Source organism: Kitasatospora albolonga, assembly GCF_039535905.1.
Lineage (GTDB): Bacteria > Actinomycetota > Actinomycetes > Streptomycetales > Streptomycetaceae > Kitasatospora > Kitasatospora albolonga.
Genome location: NZ_BAAAYB010000135.1, coordinates 18,360 through 36,547 on the forward strand (window position 1 = coordinate 18,360; position 18,188 = coordinate 36,547).

Here is an 18,188-nt window from a genome sequence, read left to right on the forward strand (position 1 = left end):
GGTCAGGACGGGTTCTCCCGCTCGTACGCCTCGCGCACGTTGCTCGGGACGCGGCCGCGGTCGTTGACCTCGTAGCCGTTCTCCTTCGCCCAGGCGCGGATCTTGGCGGTGTCCGGGGCGCCGGCCGCCGGGCGGCCCGTGCTTCGGCCCGCGCTGCGCCGGCCACCGGCCAGGCGACCGCTCTGCTTGCGGCCCTTGTCCACGTACGGGGCCAGCAGCCCGCGCAGCTTGTCCGCGTTCGCGCTCTTCAGGTCGATCTCGTAGGCCACGCCGTCCAGGGCGAACGTCACGGTCTCGTCCGCCGAACCGCCGTCGAGATCGTCTTCAAGAATGACCTGCACCCTCTGTGCCACGGGCTTCCCTTTCCGTGTAAACGACCCATTGCCTGAGGAAAGGAAAGCGTCTTTTCCGTGAAAACACAAACCCCTGGCTGCTCCGAAGGTGTCCGATGGCCTGTTCCGTACGTGTTCAGAGGCGCAGCAGCATGCGCGAGTTGCCCAGCGTGTTGGGCTTCACACGCTCCAGGTCGAGGAACTCCGCGACACCTTCGTCGTACGAACGTAGAAGCTCCTCATAGACATCCGTAGCGATGGCCGCCGGGTCTGAGGTACCGTCGTCGGTTTCGCCGATCTCCACGAAACCGTGTTTCGCGAAGAAGGGGACCTCGAACGTCAGGCAGAAAATCCGACGGACGCCGAGCCAGCGGGCGGTGGCCACCAGCTTCTCCAGCAGCAGGTGTCCGATGCCCTGACCGTGGCAGACCGGGTCCACCGCGAGGGTGCGCACCTCGGCCAGGTCCTCCCACATCACGTGCAGGGCACCGCAGGCGACGACCAGTCCGTCCTCGTCGCGTTCCGCGACCCAGAACTCCTGGACGGACTCGAACAGTGTGACGGTCGGCTTGTCGAGCAGAATGCCGTTGCGCGCGTAGCCGTCGATCAGCCGCCGAACGGCACGCACGTCGCTGGTCCGCGCCCGGCGGATGGTGACCTCCATGGCGGGACGCTATCGCGCCCGGGGCCGCCCGGTCTCGCCGGTATCCCCTTCCTCCCCCGCCTGCGCGGAGTCGGGGTCGGTGACCCGCAGGGCGTCGCGGAGTGCCTCGCGCTGCTCCGGGGACATCAGGCCGAAGAAGTGCACCAGGGCCGCCGCGGGATTGTCGCTGGTTGCCCAGGCGTCGTTCATCAGGGCCGCGGTGTACGCCTCCCGGGAGGAGACCGGCTCGTACACATAGGCCCGGCCGGCCCGCTCGCGGCGGAGCCAGCCCTTTCTGTGGAGCTTGTCGAGCACCGTCATGACGGTGGTGTACGCGATTTCGCGTTCCTCCCGCAGATCCAGCAGAACCTCGCGAACGGTGACCGGCCGGTTCCACCGCCAGACCCGGGTCATGATGGCGTTCTCGAGTTCTCCGAGTTGCCGCACCATAGTCCGGCCAGGATAGGGGGGAGAACCGGACAAATTTTGCTTATCCGGTGCAAAGCGGCGCGCCGCCACCCCGAAGGGTGACGGCGCGTCAGGGGGCGTCCGGTTATTCGGCGTTCCGGGGTGCCAGCGCGTCGGCGGCGGCGTCCTCCTTGGCGCGCTGGGCGCCGCCCTGGGAGCGGATGATGGCCCGCACCAGGAAGCCGAAGCCGATCGCCATCACCAGCGGGGGAACGATCGCGCTCACGTAGTCCATCGGGTCACTCCTCGTCAGAGCCGGTGGCGTCGTCGCCGGCGCCCTTGGGGTTCTTCGGTGCCCCGCCCAGGTCGGGCTTCACGATCGGGAAGAGCACCGTCTCGCGGATGTTCTTGCCGGTCAGCAGCATGATCAGGCGGTCCACGCCGAGGCCGAGGCCACCGGTCGGCGGCATCGCGTACTCCAGCGCGCGCAGGAAGTCCTCGTCCACCTGCATCGCCTCGACGTCGCCGCCGGCCGCCAGCAGCGACTGCGCGGTGAGCCGGGCCCGCTGCTCGACCGGGTCGACCAGCTCCGAGTAGGCGGTGCCGATCTCGGTGCCGAAGATGACCAGGTCCCACTTCTCGGCCACGCCCGGCTCCGAGCGGTGCTGACGGGTCAGCGGGGAGACCTCGGTCGGGTAGTCCTTGATGAAGGTCGGCTTGATCGCGTGGTGCTCCAGCAGGCGCTCCACCATCTCCAGCACGATCTGGCCGTGGCCCCAGTCCTTCTCGAACGGGATGCCGGCCTTCTCGGCCAGCGCCCGCAGCTCCTCCACGGAGGTGTCCGGGGTGACCTCGGTGCCCAGGTGCGCGGAGATGCCCGGGTAGACCCGGACCTCCTCCCACGGCTCGGCCAGGTCGATCTCGTGCTCCTCGCCGTCCGGGCCGATGCCGCGCACCACGGTGGTGCCCAGCGCGTCCCGGGCCGCGTTCACGATGGTGGCGCGGATCAGCTCGGCCTGGGTGTCGTAGTCGCCGTAGGCCTCGTACGACTCCAGCGAGGTGAACTCCGGGTTGTGGGTGGAGTCGGCGCCCTCGTTGCGGAAGTTGCGGTTGATCTCGAAGACCTTCTCGGCGCCGCCGACCACCAGTCGCTTGAGGTACAGCTCCGGGGCGATGCGCAGGAAGAGGTCGATGTCGTACGCGTTGATGTGGGTGGTGAACGGGCGGGCGTTGGCGCCGCCGTGCACCGGCTGCAGCATCGGGGTCTCGACCTCGATGTAGCCGCGCTCCTCGTAGGTGCGGCGGATCGAGCGGACCACCTTGGAGCGCAGGTAGAGGACGTCGCGCGCCTCCTGATTGACGATCAGGTCGACGTACCGCTGGCGGACCCGGGCCTCCGGGTCGGTCAGGCCCTTGTGCTTGTCGGGCAGCGGGCGCAGGCACTTGGCGGTCAGCTCCCAGCGGTCCACCATGACGCTCAGCTCGCCGCGCTTGGAGGTGATCACCTCGCCCTCGACGCCCACCTGGTCGCCCAGGTCGATGTCGGACTTCCACGCCGCCAGCCGCTCCGGGCCCAGCTTGTCCAGGGAGAACATCACCTGGAGGTCGCCGGAGCCGTCCCGCAGGGTGGCGAAGCAGAGCTTGCCGCCCGTCCGGGCCAGCACCACGCGGCCGGTCACGCCGACCCGCTCGCCGGTCGCGGTGTCCGGCTCCAGGTCGGGGTGCTTGGCACGCAGGTCGGCGATGGTGGTGGTGCGGGGGAAGCCGACCGGGTACGGGTCGATGCCGGCGGCCCGGAGCCGGTCCAGCTTCTCGCGCCGGACGCGCATCTGCTCGGGGAGGTCGTCGGTCGCGGGGACGCTGATCTGATCGCTCACCACACCAGGGTATCGACCGTTACGGGCCGCCCGGCCCCGGGATGACGGCAGCGGCCCCGGGGGTGTCGCGCGGCCGCCGCGCCCGCCCGGTGGCCGGGCCCTCAGGCGCGCCGGCGGCGGTGGGTGCCGGCCCGGCGGCGGCGGGCCACCACCACCAGCAGGACCGCGCCGAGGGTGAACGCCGCCCCGCCGGCGGCGGCCGTCGGGCCGGCCGAGGCACCGCCGCCGGTGGAGGCGAGCGGGGCGCCGGCCGGGGCGTGCGGGGCGGCGGGGCCCCGGGCGGGGGTGTCCGCTCCGCCGCCGGGGGCGGGCGCGGAGGCACTCGGCGCCGGGGTGGCGGAGGAGTCCGGCGCGGCGTGGGCGGCCGGGGACGGGGCGGTGGACGGCGGGGCGCTGGAGGCCGCTTCGGCGAGCCGGACCTCGACCAGGTCGTTGGCGGGGTTGTGGTCCCAGCTCATCGCGGCCGAGGCGCGCCCCGGCTCGCCGTGGGCGACGGAGTTCCGCAGCGCGACGGTGAGCCCGGTGCCGCCGGCCCCGGCGGAGAGCTCCAGCGGGAAGTCGTAGCGGGCCCGCAGGCCGTTGGGGGCCCAGCTGTCCTGCCGGCAGCTGTAGCTGCGGCCGTCGCCGCCCGGACGGCAGCCCGCCGGGACGGCGGCGGCCCGGGCCCCGGCGGGGAGGGTGAACCCGACGGTGGGCATCACGTCCCCGCCGGTGCGGTCGACGATCGAGGCCGGGCCGTTGTTGTGCAGCCCGACGGTCAGCACCCCGCCGCGGCCGCCCGCGGCGGGGGCCCACCTGCCGGTGGCCTCGAAGTCCGCGCTGTTCTCGGCGAGGACCGCCAGCTCGGTCTCACCGTCCTGCCCCGGGAGGCCCGCCAGGCTCGGCCCGCCCGGCTCGGCGGCCGGCGCCTCCGGCTTGCCGACCGTCAGGCGGGGGCCCGAGCCGCGGGTGAACTCGTGCTCGCGGCGCGTCCGTTCGGTCCCGGTCTCCTGGTCGGCGAGCACCGAGAAGGCGACGCGGCCGTCGTACGCGGCGGGGGTGACGCCGACCCGGACCGGGTCCAGCCGGACCGTCTCGCCCGGTGCCACGGTGGAGTCGACGGCGCAGATCACCGCGGTGGTGGCGGGCCGGCTGCCCTCGCCCTCCGGGCCGCGGGGCCGGGTGCCGTACTCGCAGTTGGCGAAGCGCTGGTCCAGGCTGAGCAGCTCGTCGGTGCGCATCACCAGGTGGATGCGGCGGGCGGGCAGCGAACCGGTGTTGGTGATCTCCAGGACGGTGTCCAGGGTGCTGCCCGGCGGGACGTGCTCGGCCTTCGGGAGCTGCTTGACCGTCAGCCGCGGGCCGCCCGCGTACACGGTCACCTCCAGCGCGGCCGGGGCCGCGCCGGGGCCGGTGGCGGTGATCCGCAGGGTGCCCCGGGAGCCCGGAACGGCGCCCTTGGCGACCGTCAGCTCCGGGGTGTCGGCGAGGCCGGCCGGCCCGGTCGCGCTCCGCCGGGGGCAGCTGTGCACGGTGCCCGAGACGGTGCACCCCCGGACGCCCAGCCCGGCGACCCCGGCCAGGCCGGCGGTGTCGAAGGTGAGCACCACGTCCCGGGCGGTCTCCGCGCCCGGCAGCCGGAGCGAGAGCGGCAGGCCCGCGCTCGCGCCGGGCTCCACCGCGAGCGCCGAGGGGCCCGAGAGCTCCAACCGGGGCCGGTCGTCGGCGGTGGCGGGGAGGGCGGTGACGGCCACCGCGAGGGCGAGGGCGGTGACGAGCCCGAACGAACGGGCCGGGCGGGTGGGGGCCACTGCTGTCCTTAGGTCACGGGGTGCGCCCCAGCACCCTAGGTTCCGGACACCACGGGAAGGTGAAGGGCAAAAGGGGTGATCATGACCATGGGCGGACAATCGGCCACACGGTATGCGCAATCGTTATGCCCTCGTCCGGCCCGCCGCCTTCCCCCGTCTCCAACTGCGGCCCGCCGGTGCGGAACTGTCGTGACGTCAGCCCCCCGTCGGGGGAGGCCGGTTGTCCGGCCTCCCCCGGCCTCCCCTCAGCCGGTGGCGAGTTCGAGCTCGTCCTGGGTGGGGGCGGGAGCCGGCTCCGGGTGGTTGCGGCGGCCGAAGAGTTCGGCGGGGGTGGGCATCCGGCGGGGCTGGGGGCGGCCGTCGGCGGGGGGCTTGGCTTCGGTCATCGGGAACCGTCCTCCTACTGGGGTGGGAGTGCCGTCGCTCGGGGGAGCGGCGGGGCTCGGTACGGCCGCGAGGTGCCGCTGGCCGGTGCTCAGGGCGAGGCGTTCGCGGACGTCGGCCTCGGCGAGGGCGTGGCAGCGCCCGGCCAGCCGGGACCTGCGGGCGCGTTCGCCGCCCCCGCAGGGCATCCGGGTCAGCGCGCGCAGGGCGGTGAGGTCCTCGGCGGTGGGGAGGTAGCCGTCGGCGATGGCCTCCTCCAGGCGTTCCAGGTAGCCGCTGGCACTGCCCGGGAGGGCGGTGCGGTAGCGGGCCAGGTCGGCCAGCAGGAAGGTGCGCAGACGGCCGCCCTCCTGGACGGCCTCGTCCACCGCCTCGGCGAGGCGCAGGGCCTCCTGGACGTCCTCCGCCCAGAGTTCGCCCGCCGGGCTGTGGGGCAGGTGGACCGGGTACAGCGCTTGGGCGAGGGCACGGCGCAGCACGCGGACTTCGTCGGCGCTGAAGGCCATGCCGCCGCGGGATCCGTGTGGCGTCGGCATGGCTCGACAGTACGTGGCGTACGTCCGATTTATGGCGATTGGCGCTCGTGGTCGGCCCGATTGGCGGATGGTGGGCTGATCCGACCGGGGGCCTGACGGGCGGTCAGGCGGTCTGCGGGCGGTTGCGCTCGTAGACCAGGCGCAGGCCGATCAGGGTGAGCCAGGGCTCGTGCACGTCGATGCTGCTCGCCTCGCCGAGGACCAGCGGGGCCAGGCCGCCGGTGGCGATCACCTGGACGTCGTCCGGGTCCTTGCTGAGCTCCTTGGCCATCCGGTCGACCAGGCCGTCCACCTGGCCGGCGAAGCCGTAGAGGATGCCGGACTGCATGCCTTCAACGGTGTTCTTGCCGATCACGTTACGGGGCCGGGCCAGCTCGATCTTGCGGAGCTGGGCGCCGCGCACCCCGAGCGCCTCGACCGAGATCTCGATGCCGGGGGCGATCGCTCCGCCGACGTAGTCGCCCCGCTCGTTGATGGCGTCGAAGGTGGTGGCGGTGCCGAAGTCGACCACGATGCACGGGCCGCCGTAGAGGTGGTTGGCGGCCAGGGCGTTGACGATCCGGTCCGCGCCGACCTCCTTGGGGTTGTCCATCAGGACGTGCACCCCGGTCTTCACCCCGGGCTCCACGATCACCGCGGGGACGTCGCCGTAGTAGCGGCGGGTCACCTCGCGCAGCTCGTGCAGCACCGCGGGGACGGAGGAGCAGATGGCCAGGCCCTCCACCCGGTCCTCGGCCGAGACGACCGGGTGGGAGCCCATCAGACCCTGCATCAGCACCGCGAGTTCGTCCGCGGTGCGGCGAGGATCGGTGGAGATCCGCCAGTGCTCCACGATCTCCTCGCCGTCGAACAGGCCGAGCGTGGTCTGGGTGTTGCCGACGTCGATGGTGAGGAGCACGGGGAGCCTTCTGGTGAGGAGTTGTCAGGAGGAGCGGAGGTCCAGGCCGATGTCGAGCACCGGCGAGGAGTGGGTGAGGGCGCCGACGGCCAGGTAGTCGACCCCAGTCTGGGCGACCTCGCGGGCGGTGGCCAGGGTCAGCCCGCCGGAGGCCTCCAGCTTGGCCCGGCCGTTCACCAGCTCGACGGCCTCCTTCAGCTGCGGGACGGTGAAGTTGTCCAGCAGGATCAGGTCGGCGCCCGCCTCCAGCACCGGCGGGATCTGGTCCAGGCGGTCGACCTCGACCTCGACGTCCAGGTGCGGGAAGGCCTCCCGGACGGCGTTGAACGCCTCGGCCACGCCGCCCGCGGCGACCACGTGGTTGTCCTTCACCAGGGCGGCGTCGGAGAGCGCCATCCGGTGGTTGACGCCGCCGCCCGCGCGGACCGCGTACTTCTGCAGGGCGCGCAGGCCCGGCAGGGTCTTGCGGGTGTCGCGGACGGCCGCGCCGGTGCCCTCCAGGGCGTCGGCCCAGGCCCGGGTGGCGGTGGCGATGCCGGACAGGTGGCAGAGCAGGTTGAGCGCGCTGCGCTCGGCGGTCAGCAGGTCGCGGGTGCGGCCGCGGACCGAGAGCAGCACCTGGCCGGCCTCCACCAGGTCGCCGTCCTCGACGTGCCGCTCGACCTCGAACTCCTCCTCGCAGACCAGCGAGACCACGGCCTCGGCGATCCGCAGGCCCGCCACCACACCGGCCTGACGGGCCGTGAAGTCGGCGGTGGCCACGGCCTCGGCGGGCACGGTGGCGACCGAGGTGACGTCGTCGCCGCCGGCCAGGTCCTCGGCCAGCGCCAGGGTGGCGATGTCCTCGACCTCGACCGGGTCCAGGCCGGCCGCCTCCAGCAGCTCGGCCAGCGCCGGGTCCAGGCCGGTCTCGTACGCCTCGCCGTCGCCGCAGGCGCAGCCGTCGCCGCAGCCGCCCGCCATCGGCAGCTCGGCGTGGGTGTGGCCGTCGTGGTCGTGGTCGTGGGACATCGGTGCTGCTCCTAGGGGGTGGTGAGGGGTCGTCAGACGGTGCGCAGGGCGCCGTCGACGTCGAGGGTGGTGGTCAGGTGGCGCTGCCACCGCTGGTCGTCCCGGTCCGGGAAGTCCTCCCGCCAGTGGCAGCCCCGGGTCTCCTCGCGGAGCGCGGCGGCGGCCACCAGGGCGGTGGCGACCAGGTGGAGGTTGGTGGCCTCCCAGGTCTCCACCCGCGGGTCGGCGGGCTTCTCCTCGGCGGCGTGGGCCAGGGCGTCGGCGGCCAGTGCGGCCAGGCCCTCGGCCGCGCCGGCCATCGAGGCGGCCGAGCGCAGCACGCCCGCGCCGGTGGACATCAGCCGCTGGACCTCGGCCCGGGCCTCCGGGGCGAGCAGCGGCACGGCCGCGCAGGCCTTGGCGGCGGCCACGTCCACCGAGCGCTCGGGGAGCTCCCCGGCGGTGTGACGTTCCGTCAGGTCGGCGGCGATCGCCTCGGCGAAGACCAGGCCCTCCAGCAGGGAGTTGGAGGCCAGCCGGTTGGCGCCGTGCACGCCGGTGCAGGCCACCTCGCCGCAGGCGTACAGGCCGGGCACCGTGGTGCGGCCGGAGAGGTCGGTGCGGATGCCGCCGGAGGCGTAGTGCGCGGCGGGCGCGACCGGGATCGGCTCGGTGACCGGGTCGATCCCGTGCGAGCGGCAGGAGGCCAGGATGGTCGGGAAGCGCTCGGCCCACATCTCGGCGCCGAAGTGCCGCCCGTCCAGGTACATGTGCTCGGCGCCCTGCTCCTGCATCCGCCGGGTGATCGCCTTGGCGACGATGTCCCGGGGGGCCAGCTCGGCCAGCTCGTGCTGCCCGAGCATGAAGCGCACGCCGTCGGCGTCCACCAGGTGGGCGCCCTCGCCGCGGACCGCCTCGGAGACCAGCGGCTGCTGACCCTCGGCCTCCGGCCCGAGCCAGAGCACGGTGGGGTGGAACTGGACGAACTCCAGGTCGGTGACCTCGGCCCCGGCCCGCAGCGCCAGCGCCACGCCGTCGCCGGTGGAGACCGCCGGGTTGGTGGTGGCCGAGAAGACCTGGCCCATGCCACCGGTGGCGAGCACCACCGCGCGGGCCCGGATGGCGCCGACGCCGTCCCGCTGGCCCTCGCCCATCACGTGCAGGGTGAGGCCGGCCGCGTGGCCGTCCGGGTCGGTCAGCAGGTCCAGCACCAGGGCGTGCTCGATGAGTTCGAGGCCCGGGTCCGAGCGGACGGCCTGCACCAGGGCGCGCGATATCTCGGCGCCGGTGGCGTCGCCGCCCGCGTGCACGATCCGGCGGCGGTGGTGGCCGCCTTCCCGGGTCAGCAGGATCTCGCCGTCGGCGTCCTTGTCGAAGGCGGCGCCGGCGGCGATCAGGTGCCGGACGGCGTCCGGGCCCTCGGTCACCAGACGCCGGACGGCGTCCTCGACGCAGAGCCCGGCGCCGGCCACCAGGGTGTCGTCCAGGTGCTGGGCGGGGGTGTCCCCCTCGCCCAGGACGACGGCCACGCCGCCCTGGGCCCAGCGGGTGGAGCCGTCGTCCAGCAGCGCCTTGGTGACCACCGTGGCCCGCAGGCCGGCCTTGCGGACGTTGAGCGCGACGGTCAGCCCGGCCACGCCGGAGCCGACCACCACCACGTCGGTGGTGGCGGTCCAGCCCGGGGCGGGGGCGGTGAGGCGGTGCGTTGCGGACATGGTTCTGACTGCTCCTCAGCTCGCGGCGGCGGTGGCCGCGCCGTGCCCGTCACCGTACGCCCGGTCCCCGCGCAGCAGCCCGCTGCCCTCGGGGGCCTCGGCGGCGTCGGTGCCGTAGCCGGTGATCCGGTTGTCGCCGTCCACGAAGACCACCTTCGGGACGTAGCCCTTGGCCTCGGCGGTCTCCATCTGCCCGTAGGCGATCAGGATGACCAGGTCTCCGGGGTGGACCAGGCGGGCGGCGGCGCCGTTGATGCCTATGACGCCGGTGCCGCGCGGGCCGGCGATGGTGTACGTCTCCAGCCGGGCGCCGTTGTTGATGTCGACGATGTGGACCAGCTCGCCGGGGAGCAGGTCCGCGGCGTCGAGCAGGTCCTCGTCCACCGTGACCGAGCCGACGTAGTGCAGGTCGGCCTGGGTCACGGTGGCCCGGTGGATCTTGGACTTGAGCATGGTGCGGAGCATTGGGTCACGCCTCCTGTGAGTGCATGCCTGAGGGGTTGCTTCTTACCGGTGTTAGCGAACGAGCATGCTGACGTTGTCGATCAGGCGGGTCGAGCCCACCTTCGCGGCCACGGCCAGCACCGCCTCGCCCCGGAAGTCGTCGGACGCCTCGGTGAAGTCGTCCGGGTCGATCAGGGCGAGGTAGTCCAGGGTGACGCCCTCGGCGCCGTCCAGGGCGGTCGCGGCGGCCTCGCGGACCGCCTTCGCGCCGCGCACGGCCGCGTCGCGGCCGGCGAACAGCGCCCTGGACAGGGCGAGGGCCTGCTCCCGCTCGGTCTCCGAGAGGTAGCGGTTGCGCGAGGACAGCGCCAGGCCGTCCTCCTCGCGGACGGTCGGGACGCCGATGACCTCGACGTCGAAGTCCAGGTCGGCCACCATCCGGCGGATCACCGCCAGCTGCTGGGCGTCCTTCTCGCCGAAGAAGGCGAAGTCCGGGTCGGTGATGTTGAGCAGCTTGGCCACCACGGTCAGCACGCCGTCGAAGTGGCCCGGGCGGGAGGCGCCCTCGTACCGCTCGCCCATCGGGCCCGCGGTGATCCGCACCTGCGGGGTGCCGTTGGGGTAGACCTCCTCCGGCAGCGGGGCGAACACCACGTCGGCACCGGCCTCCTCGGCCAGCCGGACGTCGGCGGCCAGGGTGCGCGGGTAGCGGTCCAGGTCCTCGCCGGCACCGAACTGCAGCGGGTTCACGAAGACGGTCACGGCGACCCGGCCGTCCCGGCCGACCTGCTTGCGGGCGGCCCGGATCAGGCTGGCGTGGCCCTCGTGCAGGGCGCCCATGGTCATCACCACGGCGTTGTCCACCGGCTCCTCGTCCGGCCAGAAGGCGGACTCGAAGTCGGCGACGGAGTGGGTGAGCTCGGCCTTGCGGACCTGGGGGGTCTTGGTCGGCTGCTTGCCACGGGCCATCAGATGTTCTCCTCGTTCAGTACGTCCAGCAGCGCGGCCGCCGACGCCTCGTCGATCGTTCCGTTCCTCAGCGCCCGCTGCGCGGTGGCGCGGGCCATCGCCCGGTAGGACTGCCCGATGTCGGGGGCCACCGTACCGAGTTCGCGCAGGTGGCGGCTGACGGTGCCGACGTCGCCCCGGGCCACCGGGCCGGTGAGCGCGGCGTCGCCCGAGCGCAGGCTGTTGTCCAGGGCCGCGCCGAGCAGCGGGCCCAGCAGGCGGCCGGGCTCGGAGACCCCGGCGGTGCGCAGCAGTTCCAGCGACTGGGACACCAGGGTCACCAGGTGGTTGGCCCCGTGCGCGAGGGCCGTGTGGTAGCGGGCCCGCTGCTCCTCCGGCACCCACTCGGGCTCGCCGCCCATCTCCACCACCAGCGCCTCGGCGACGGGGCGCAGCTCCTGAGGGGCCGTCACCCCGAACGGGCAGCCGGCCAGCCGGGCCAGGTCGACGCCCGTCCCGGTGAAGGTCATCGCCGGGTGCAGCGCCAGCGGCAGGGCGCCGGCCCGGGTGGCGGGCTCCAGCACCGCGACGCCGTGCGCGCCCGAGGTGTGCACCACGATCTGCCCCGGCCGCACCGCCCCGGTCTTGGCCAGCCCGGCCACCAGCTCCGGCAGCACGTCGTCCGGCACGGTCAGCAGCACCAGGTCGGCGGCGGCCAGCACCTGCGGCGGGGTGACCAGCCGCACCCCCGGCAGCAGTGCCTCGGCCCGCCGCCTGGAGGTCGCGGACACTCCGGAGGCGGCCACCACCTTGTGCCCCGCCAGCTGCAGCGCGGCCCCCATCGCCGGACCCACCCGCCCGGTCCCGACCACGCCCACGGCCAACCTGGCCGGCCGGTTCCCCGGATCCCCCGGATCGCCGAACGGGTCGGCCAACACCCCGAACCCGAACTCCTCGGAGCTGCTCACGGCTCGCCCTCGTCCCTGATTCCCGTTCCAGTCCGCTGCCGGTACCAGACGTACCGCGTCATTCTACGGCCGCGCGGGGAGGCGCCTCATCCGATCGGGTGGCCCCGGGCGGACGCCCGCACCGGCCGGAGGCGCGGCTGCCACCATGCGGACATGGCAGCGAAACCCACCGATGGTCCCGACCCCGCGAGCCCGGCGCCCGGGCGGCCCGGCGGCGTGCGGACGGTGACGCTCGGGGACCTGCGGATCCCGGGGGCCCTGATCCGGGAGCTGACGGAGACCGGAGAGGTCGGCCGGATCACCGACCGGGGCCGGCTGGTCGCCTGGCTGGTGCCCGCCGACGGCCCGTCCGGCGACGCCCGGCGGCCGGAGGCCTGACGCCCGGCGGCCGGAGGCTGACGGTCAGTCGGTGGCGCCGGCGCGGATCAGGCCGGCCTCGTAGGCGAGGACGACGGCCTGGACGCGGTCGCGGAGGTTGAGCTTGGCCAGGATGCGGCCGACGTGGGTCTTCACGGTGGCTTCGGAGAGGGTCAGCTTGGTGGCGATCTCGCCGTTGGACAGGCCCTGGGCCACCAGCAGGAAGACCTCGCGCTCGCGCTCGGTGAGGGGGGCCAGCACCGGTGAGCCGGGGGTGGAGTGGGGGAGCGGGAGGACGTCGGCGAAGCGGTCGATCATGCGGCGGGTGGTGGTGGGGGCGACCACCGCGTCGCCGCCGTGGACGGCCCGGATGGCGGCGACCAGTTCGGTCGGCGGGACGTCCTTGAGCAGGAAGCCGCTGGCGCCGGCCTTGAGCGCGGCGAAGGCGTACTCGTCCAGGTCGAAGGTGGTGAGGATGAGGACGTGCGGGGCGCCGGGGACGGGCGAGCCGCTCTCGTCCAGACAGATCCGCCGGGTGGCCTGGACGCCGTCCAGGCGGGGCATCCGGACGTCCATCAGGATCACGTCGACCTGGGTGTGGGCGAGGGTGTCGACGGCCTGCTGGCCGTCGCCGGCCTCGGCGGCGATCTCGATGTCCCCCTGGGACTGCAGGATCATGCGGAAGCCGGTGCGGAGCAGTTCCTGGTCGTCGACCAGCATCACCCGGATGGTCACAGCTGCGGTCCTCACTTGGTGGTCTTGTAGGGGAGCACGGCCCGGATCCGGAAGCCTCCGCCCGGCCGCGGCCCGACGTCGAGGCTGCCGCTGACCATGCCGACCCGCTCGCGCATGCCGATCAGACCATGGCCCTGCCCGTCGGTACCACCGGCGGTCAGCTGCTCGGCGGTGGAGCCGCGGCCGTCGTCCTCGATCAGGACCTCCAGCTCGCGGTCCCGGAAGTCGACCGCGACCTTGGCCCGGGCGTCCGGGCCGCCGTGCTTGCGGACGTTGGTGAGCGCCTCCTGGACGATCCGGTACACCGTCAACTCGACGCCCCGGGGCAGCTCCTGCACCTCGCCGGTGGCGGCGTACTCGACCGGCAGACCCGCCACCCGGACCTGGTCGAGGAGCTCGGGGAGCTCGGCCACGCCGGGCTGCGGGACGTACTCGTCGGTGGTGTCGGTGGTGCGCAGCACGCCGAGCAGGCGGCGCATCTCGACCAGGGCCTGACGGCCCGTCGAGGCGATCGTGGAGAGCGCCTCCTTGGCCTGCTGCGGGGAGTTGTCGAGCACGTAGGCGGCGCCGTCGGCCTGGACGATCATCACCGAGACGTTGTGCGCCACCACGTCGTGCAGCTCGCGGGCGATCCGGGCCCGCTCCGCCGCCACCGCGACCTTGGCCTGGGCGTCCCGCTCGCGCTCCAGCCGGGCGGCCCGGTCCTCCAGCTCGACCAGGTACGCGCGGCGCACCCGGGTCAGCCGGCCCCAGGCCCAGCAGAGCACGAACGGGGTGGACATCAGCACGGCCAGGAAGACCCGCTCGGCGTTGCTGACGTTGTCGGTGGCGGCGGGTCCGAAGCGGAGCGCGGTCAGCGGCCCGGCGGCCAGGCCGGCCGTGAAGGACAGCCGGGAGACCCAGGGGCTGCCGAACGCCGCGCCGGTGTAGGCGAAGAGCAGGTAGCCCACGCTCTCCACCTGCGGGTCCACACCGGCCGCCAGCTGGCTCAGGCCGAGCAGGGTCGCCGCGACGGTGGTCAGGTCCGGGTGCTTCCGCCGGAAGACCATCAGCCAGGCCATCACCGCCCCGAGCACCAGGCTCTCCCTGTTCCCGCCGCTGACGAATCCCAGCAGGCAGAACAGGAGGAGCAACAGTGCCCAGGCGGAGTCGACCACCATCGGGTGGCGGCGGAACCAGGCGTTGAGTCGATGCACGGGTCAAGCCTAGGCAGTCGGGGAAGCCCGCCAGGTCAGCCGTAAGGGCGATCCGTCCTACTCCGCAGGGTGGAGAAGGAGGTACACGGACCGGCAGGGTACGGAGGGGGATCGGCCCGGGCAGGCGGTCCCCCCGTGCGCGGGGTGGTGGTCACCCCGGGGGCGCGAGGAACTGCGCGAATCGGAAGAAGCGGACCCATGTGCCGGGTACGGACAGCCACTTGCAAGTGAAGCTCCGTACCCGGCACACGGGTCGGCACCTCCCGCAGCGCGCAGTTCCTCGCGCCCCTGACCGCCCTCCGGGCGGGTAGCGTCCCCGCATGGAGTGGATGCGCTGGCGGCCCGCCACGGAGCGGGCGTTGTACGGCCCGGAGGGGTTCTACCGGAGGCCGGAGGGCCCGGCCGGGCACTTCCGGACCTCGGTGCACGCCTCGCCGAAGTACGCCGCGGCGGTGGCCCGGCTGCTCGCGGAGACGGACGCGGCGCTCGGCCGCCCCGCGGAGCTCGCGCTGGTGGACGTCGGGGCCGGGCGGGGCGAGCTGCTCGCCGGGGTGCTGGCGGCGGTGGGGCCGGAGCTGGCGGGGCGGCTGCGCCCGTACGCGGTGGAGCTGGCGGAGCGGCCGGCGGGCACGGACCCGAGGATCGTCTGGACGGACCGGGTGCCCGACGGGGTGTCAGGTCTGCTGTTCGCCAACGAGTGGCTGGACAACGTGCCGCTGGACCTGGCCGAGCGGGACGAGGACGGGCGGCTGCGGTACCAGGAGGTGACGGTCCGCGGGGAGCGCCGGCTCGGTGCGGAGGTCGACGCGGGGGACGCGGAGTGGGCGGCCGCGTGGTGGCCCGAGGGCGAGGTGGTCGAGCTGGGCGGGCCCCGGGACGCGGCCTGGGCGGGGGCGGTCGGCGCGCTGGAGCGCGGCCTGGCGGTCGCGGTGGACTACGCGCACACCCTGGCCTCCCGCCCGTACGGGGAGACCCTGACCGGCTTCCGGGAGGGCCGCGAGGTGCGGCCGGTGCCGGACGGCTCCTGCGACGTGACCGCGCACGTGGCGCTGGACGCGGTGGCGGTGCCCGGCCTCCACACCCTGTGGACGACGCAGCGGGAGGCACTGCGGGCGCTGGGGGTGCACGGGGCGCGCCCGCCGCTGGCGCTGGCGTCCACCGATCCGGTGGCCTACCTGCGGGCGTTGGGCGGGGCCGGGGAGGGGGCCGAACTGACCGACCCGTCCGGGCTCGGGGCCTTCGGCTGGCTGGCCCAGGCCGTCCGCATGCCGGTACCGGAGAGCCTGGCGGGGCTGCCGGGATGGCAGACTCTCACCCCATGAGGGAGACCACGGTCGGCGTCGGTGCGGGTGCCGAGAATCTTGTCGGCGAGCTGGGCACCAGCGACATGGTGCTCAACATCGGCCCGCAGCACCCGTCCACGCACGGCGTGCTGCGGCTGAAGCTGGTGCTGGACGGCGAGCGGATCGTGGCCGCCGAACCGGTGGTCGGCTACATGCACCGCGGCGCGGAGAAGCTCTTCGAGGCCCGCGACTACCGGCAGATCGTCATGCTGGCCAACCGCCACGACTGGCTGTCGGCCTTCTCCAACGAGCTGGGCGTGGTGATGGCGGTCGAGCGGATGCTCGGCATGGAGGTGCCCGAGCGGGCGGTCTGGCTGCGCACCCTGCTGGCCGAGCTGAACCGGGTGCTCAACCACCTGATGTTCCTCGGCTCGTACCCGCTGGAGCTCGGCGGGATCACCCCGGTCTTCCACGCCTTCACCGGCCGCGAGGAGCTCCAGCACGTGCTGGAGGAGGCCAGCGGCGGCCGGATGCACTACATGTTCAACCGGGTCGGCGGCCTCAAGGAGGACCTCCCGGCCGGCTGGCTGGGCCGCTGCCGCGCCGCGGTCGGCAGCGTGCGCGCGCAGCTGCCGGTCTTCGAGGAGCTGGTGCTCGGCAACGAGATCTTCCGGGGCCGCACCGCCGGGGTCGGCGTGCTCTCCCGCGAGCACGCGCTCGCGTACGGGGTCAGCGGCCCGATCGCCCGGGCCAGCGGGCTGGACTTCGACCTGCGCCGCGACGAGCCCTACCTGGCGTACGGGGAGCTGGCGGACGTGCTGCACGTCGCGGTCCGCGAGGAGGGCGACTGCCTGGCCCGCTTCGAGTGCCTGCTCGAACAGACCGTCAACTCGCTGGAGCTGGCCGAGGCCTGCCTGGACCGGCTGGCCGAACTGCCGCCCGGCCCGGTCAACCAGCGGCTGCCCAAGGTGCTCAAGGCACCCGAGGGCGCCACCTACGCCTGGACCGAGAACCCGCTCGGCGTCAACGGCTACTACCTGGTCTCCCGGGGCGACAAGACCCCCTGGCGGCTCAAGCTGCGCTCCGCCTCGTTCAACAACATCCAGGCCCTGACCGAGCTGCTGCCCGGCACCCTGGTCGCCGACATGGTGGCGATCCTGGGCTCGATGTTCTTCGTGGTCGGCGACATCGACAAGTGACCCCGGGGCGCCCCACCGGCCAGGCGGGGCGCCGGAGTTGAGCGGCCGTCAGACCTTCGGGTCGGCCGGGTGCGGGGCCACCGTGATGCCGGCCCCGATCCGCTGCTCGCACAGCCCGGCCAGCACCGCGTAGCCCTCGGGGCCCATCAGCTCGGTGAGTTCGGGCCGGTACGAGACGTAGACCGGGTCGGCGGCCTGGTGCGCGTCCGGGCTGCCGGTGCACCACCAGTGCAGGTCGTGGCCGCCGGGGCCCCAGCCGCGGCGGTCGTACTCGCCGATCGAGACCTGCAGGTAGCGGGTGTCGTCCGGGCGGTCGATCCAGTCGTAGGTGCGGCGCACCGGCAGCTGCCAGCAGACGTCCGGCTTGGTCTCCAGCGGCTCGCGGCCCTCCTGGAGGGCCAGGATGTGCAGCGAGCACCCGCCGCCGCCGGGGAAGCCGGGGCTGTTGCGGAACAGGCAGGCGCCGTCGATCCGGCGGGTCTGCCGGTCGCCGTCCTCGTCGAACATGGTGATGCCGCCGTCGAGCACGATCCGGCCCTCGGCGTCGGTGCCGTGCGCGAAGTTCTCCCAGATCTCCGGGGTCAGCCGGGCGGCGTGCTCGGCCACCCGCTGCTCGTCGTCCTCGTCCGAGTAGTGCGCGCCGAGCGTGCAGCAGCCGTCGGACTCGCCCCGGCCCTCCCGGATGCCCTGGCAGCCCTGGCCGAAGATGCAGCTCCAGCGCGAGGTGAGCCAGGTCAGGTCGCAGCGGAAGACCTGCTCCTCGTCGGCCGGGTCGGCGAACTCCACCCAGGCCCGGGCGAAGTCGAGCGGGACCTCGGGGCGCATGCCCGGCATGCCGAGGTCGGTCTTCTTGGAGGGCTTGTCGGCCTTCGGCTTCTTCTTGCCGTGCTGCTTGCTCTGCTTGCTCTCTGCTGCCACCCGGTAAGGGTATGGCCTGGGCGGAAGGATGCCAGGTGACGGGCCCGGGGCTGGTGAAGCCCGTGTGTGGAAGCGGCACGTGCCCTGGGGTGGCGGGTGGGCTGGCCCTAGGATGACTGCCTGGTATTCGCACGGGGGCGCTGGGGGAGTGGGCGGATGAGTACGGGTGGAACGGGTGACTTCCTGATCAAGCCGTGGGAAGTGCGCGGCGAGGGTCGGGAGTTCGGGAAGATCTCGCAGGACTTCGAGGCCGCGGCCGAGGCCCTGGAGCAGGGCATGGCCGGGCTCGGCGCGCCGTGGGGCGGCGACGCCCCCGGCAGCGGCTTCGGCACGCAGTACACCGAGGCGCAGGGCATGCTGCTGGCCGGGCTGCACGGCCTGGCCGGCCGGCTCGGCCAGGTCGGTGCCAACCTCAACACGATGGCCGACTCGTCCGAGCGGACCGACGGGGACGTCAGCGCCGACCTGGGCAGAGCGCACCCCGACGTGGCCCCGGTGGCCCCGCCGAAGCTCTGACGCACCGTCCGGTGCGGCCCGCGGCGGGGAACCGCGGCGGGCCCGCGCTCG

19 protein-coding genes and 1 pseudogene are annotated in these 18,188 nt (G+C 73.7%); 4 read left to right on the forward strand and 16 right to left on the reverse strand.

The annotated features are described in order from the left end of the window. Positions 1-2: 2 nt before the first annotated feature. The 13 genes and pseudogenes from ABD946_RS32410 to ABD946_RS32470 all read right to left on the reverse strand — a co-directional run bounded on the left by ABD946_RS32410 (position 3) and on the right by ABD946_RS32470 (position 11,933). On the reverse strand, positions 3-353 hold the full coding sequence (locus ABD946_RS32410) for a histone-like nucleoid-structuring protein Lsr2 (protein WP_345289204.1): 351 nt from the start codon (positions 351-353) through the stop codon (positions 3-5). A gap of 115 nt (positions 354-468) precedes the next feature. Beyond that, entirely contained in the window at positions 469-996 is a 528-nt protein-coding gene (locus ABD946_RS32415) for an amino-acid N-acetyltransferase (RefSeq protein ID WP_345289205.1), read from the reverse strand. 9 nt (positions 997-1,005) lie between these two features. Further along, positions 1,006-1,425 carry a BlaI/MecI/CopY family transcriptional regulator gene (locus ABD946_RS32420; protein WP_345289207.1) on the reverse strand — a complete coding sequence of 140 codons (420 nt, stop codon included), beginning with the start codon at positions 1,423-1,425 and terminating at the stop codon, positions 1,006-1,008. 103 nt (positions 1,426-1,528) lie between these two features. Then, positions 1,529-1,678: a hypothetical protein gene (locus ABD946_RS32425; protein WP_345289208.1), complete on the reverse strand. Its 150-nt coding sequence runs from the start codon at positions 1,676-1,678 to the stop codon at positions 1,529-1,531. Between the two features lie 4 nt (positions 1,679-1,682). Then, positions 1,683-3,245: pseudogene (gene lysX, locus ABD946_RS32430) on the reverse strand (bifunctional lysylphosphatidylglycerol synthetase/lysine--tRNA ligase LysX); the annotation flags it as partial. Between the two features lie 116 nt (positions 3,246-3,361). Beyond that, positions 3,362-5,050 carry a COG1361 family protein gene (locus ABD946_RS32435; RefSeq protein ID WP_345289209.1) on the reverse strand — a complete coding sequence of 563 codons (1,689 nt, stop codon included), beginning with the start codon at positions 5,048-5,050 and terminating at the stop codon, positions 3,362-3,364. Positions 5,051-5,295: 245 nt separating this feature from the next. Further along, positions 5,296-5,970 (reverse strand): hypothetical protein, encoded by a 675-nt coding sequence (locus tag ABD946_RS32440; protein ID WP_345289211.1) that lies wholly within the window; start codon positions 5,968-5,970, stop codon positions 5,296-5,298. 103 nt (positions 5,971-6,073) lie between these two features. Next, complete coding sequence (locus ABD946_RS32445; protein ID WP_345289212.1) at positions 6,074-6,868, reverse strand: type III pantothenate kinase; 795 nt, start codon at positions 6,866-6,868, stop codon at positions 6,074-6,076. Between the two features lie 24 nt (positions 6,869-6,892). Beyond that, positions 6,893-7,879: a carboxylating nicotinate-nucleotide diphosphorylase gene (gene nadC / locus ABD946_RS32450; protein WP_345289213.1), complete on the reverse strand. Its 987-nt coding sequence runs from the start codon at positions 7,877-7,879 to the stop codon at positions 6,893-6,895. A 32-nt stretch (positions 7,880-7,911) separates the two neighbouring features. Continuing rightward, on the reverse strand, positions 7,912-9,573 hold the full coding sequence (locus tag ABD946_RS32455) for an L-aspartate oxidase (RefSeq protein ID WP_345289214.1): 1,662 nt from the start codon (positions 9,571-9,573) through the stop codon (positions 7,912-7,914). Positions 9,574-9,588: 15 nt separating this feature from the next. After that, positions 9,589-10,038, reverse strand: a complete 450-nt coding sequence (panD, locus tag ABD946_RS32460) for an aspartate 1-decarboxylase (protein WP_345289215.1) — start codon at positions 10,036-10,038, stop codon at positions 9,589-9,591. A gap of 51 nt (positions 10,039-10,089) precedes the next feature. Further along, the gene (gene panC / locus ABD946_RS32465) at positions 10,090-10,986 is read right to left on the reverse strand and encodes a pantoate--beta-alanine ligase (RefSeq protein WP_345289216.1); all 897 of its coding nucleotides are present in this window, start codon (positions 10,984-10,986) and stop codon (positions 10,090-10,092) included. After that, positions 10,986-11,933: a Rossmann-like and DUF2520 domain-containing protein gene (locus tag ABD946_RS32470; protein WP_380149569.1), complete on the reverse strand. Its 948-nt coding sequence runs from the start codon at positions 11,931-11,933 to the stop codon at positions 10,986-10,988. Before ABD946_RS32470 ends, panC begins: the two co-directional genes overlap by 1 nt. A 153-nt stretch (positions 11,934-12,086) precedes the next feature. On the opposite strand from ABD946_RS32470, the gene ABD946_RS32475 reads away from it, so the two are divergent. Then, entirely contained in the window at positions 12,087-12,311 is a 225-nt protein-coding gene (locus ABD946_RS32475; protein ID WP_345289217.1) for a hypothetical protein, read from the forward strand. Positions 12,312-12,335: 24 nt separating this feature from the next. Here the strand turns inward: ABD946_RS32475 and ABD946_RS32480 are convergent, their stop codons facing one another. Beyond that, a complete protein-coding gene (locus ABD946_RS32480; RefSeq protein ID WP_345289218.1) occupies positions 12,336-13,025 on the reverse strand; it encodes a response regulator in 690 nt (229 codons plus the stop codon). Positions 13,026-13,036: 11 nt separating this feature from the next. Next, a complete protein-coding gene (locus ABD946_RS32485; protein WP_345289219.1) occupies positions 13,037-14,221 on the reverse strand; it encodes a sensor histidine kinase in 1,185 nt (394 codons plus the stop codon). 320 nt (positions 14,222-14,541) lie between these two features. Here ABD946_RS32485 and ABD946_RS32490 point away from each other — a divergent pair, with 320 nt between their 5' ends. Together ABD946_RS32490 and ABD946_RS32495 are read left to right on the forward strand one after the other, a co-directional pair. Then, the gene (locus ABD946_RS32490) at positions 14,542-15,543 is read left to right on the forward strand and encodes an SAM-dependent methyltransferase (RefSeq protein ID WP_345289220.1); all 1,002 of its coding nucleotides are present in this window, start codon (positions 14,542-14,544) and stop codon (positions 15,541-15,543) included. Continuing rightward, positions 15,540-16,703 (forward strand): NADH-quinone oxidoreductase subunit D, encoded by a 1,164-nt coding sequence (locus ABD946_RS32495; protein WP_345289221.1) that lies wholly within the window; start codon positions 15,540-15,542, stop codon positions 16,701-16,703. The genes ABD946_RS32490 and ABD946_RS32495 overlap by 4 nt, the downstream gene beginning before the upstream one ends. 48 nt (positions 16,704-16,751) lie before the next feature. Here the strand turns inward: ABD946_RS32495 and ABD946_RS32500 are convergent, their stop codons facing one another. After that, complete coding sequence (locus ABD946_RS32500; RefSeq protein ID WP_345289300.1) at positions 16,752-17,537, reverse strand: DUF3109 family protein; 786 nt, start codon at positions 17,535-17,537, stop codon at positions 16,752-16,754. 240 nt (positions 17,538-17,777) lie between these two features. Here ABD946_RS32500 and ABD946_RS32505 point away from each other — a divergent pair, with 240 nt between their 5' ends. Further along, the gene (locus ABD946_RS32505; RefSeq protein ID WP_345289222.1) at positions 17,778-18,137 is read left to right on the forward strand and encodes a WXG100 family type VII secretion target; all 360 of its coding nucleotides are present in this window, start codon (positions 17,778-17,780) and stop codon (positions 18,135-18,137) included. Positions 18,138-18,188 lie beyond the last annotated feature (51 nt).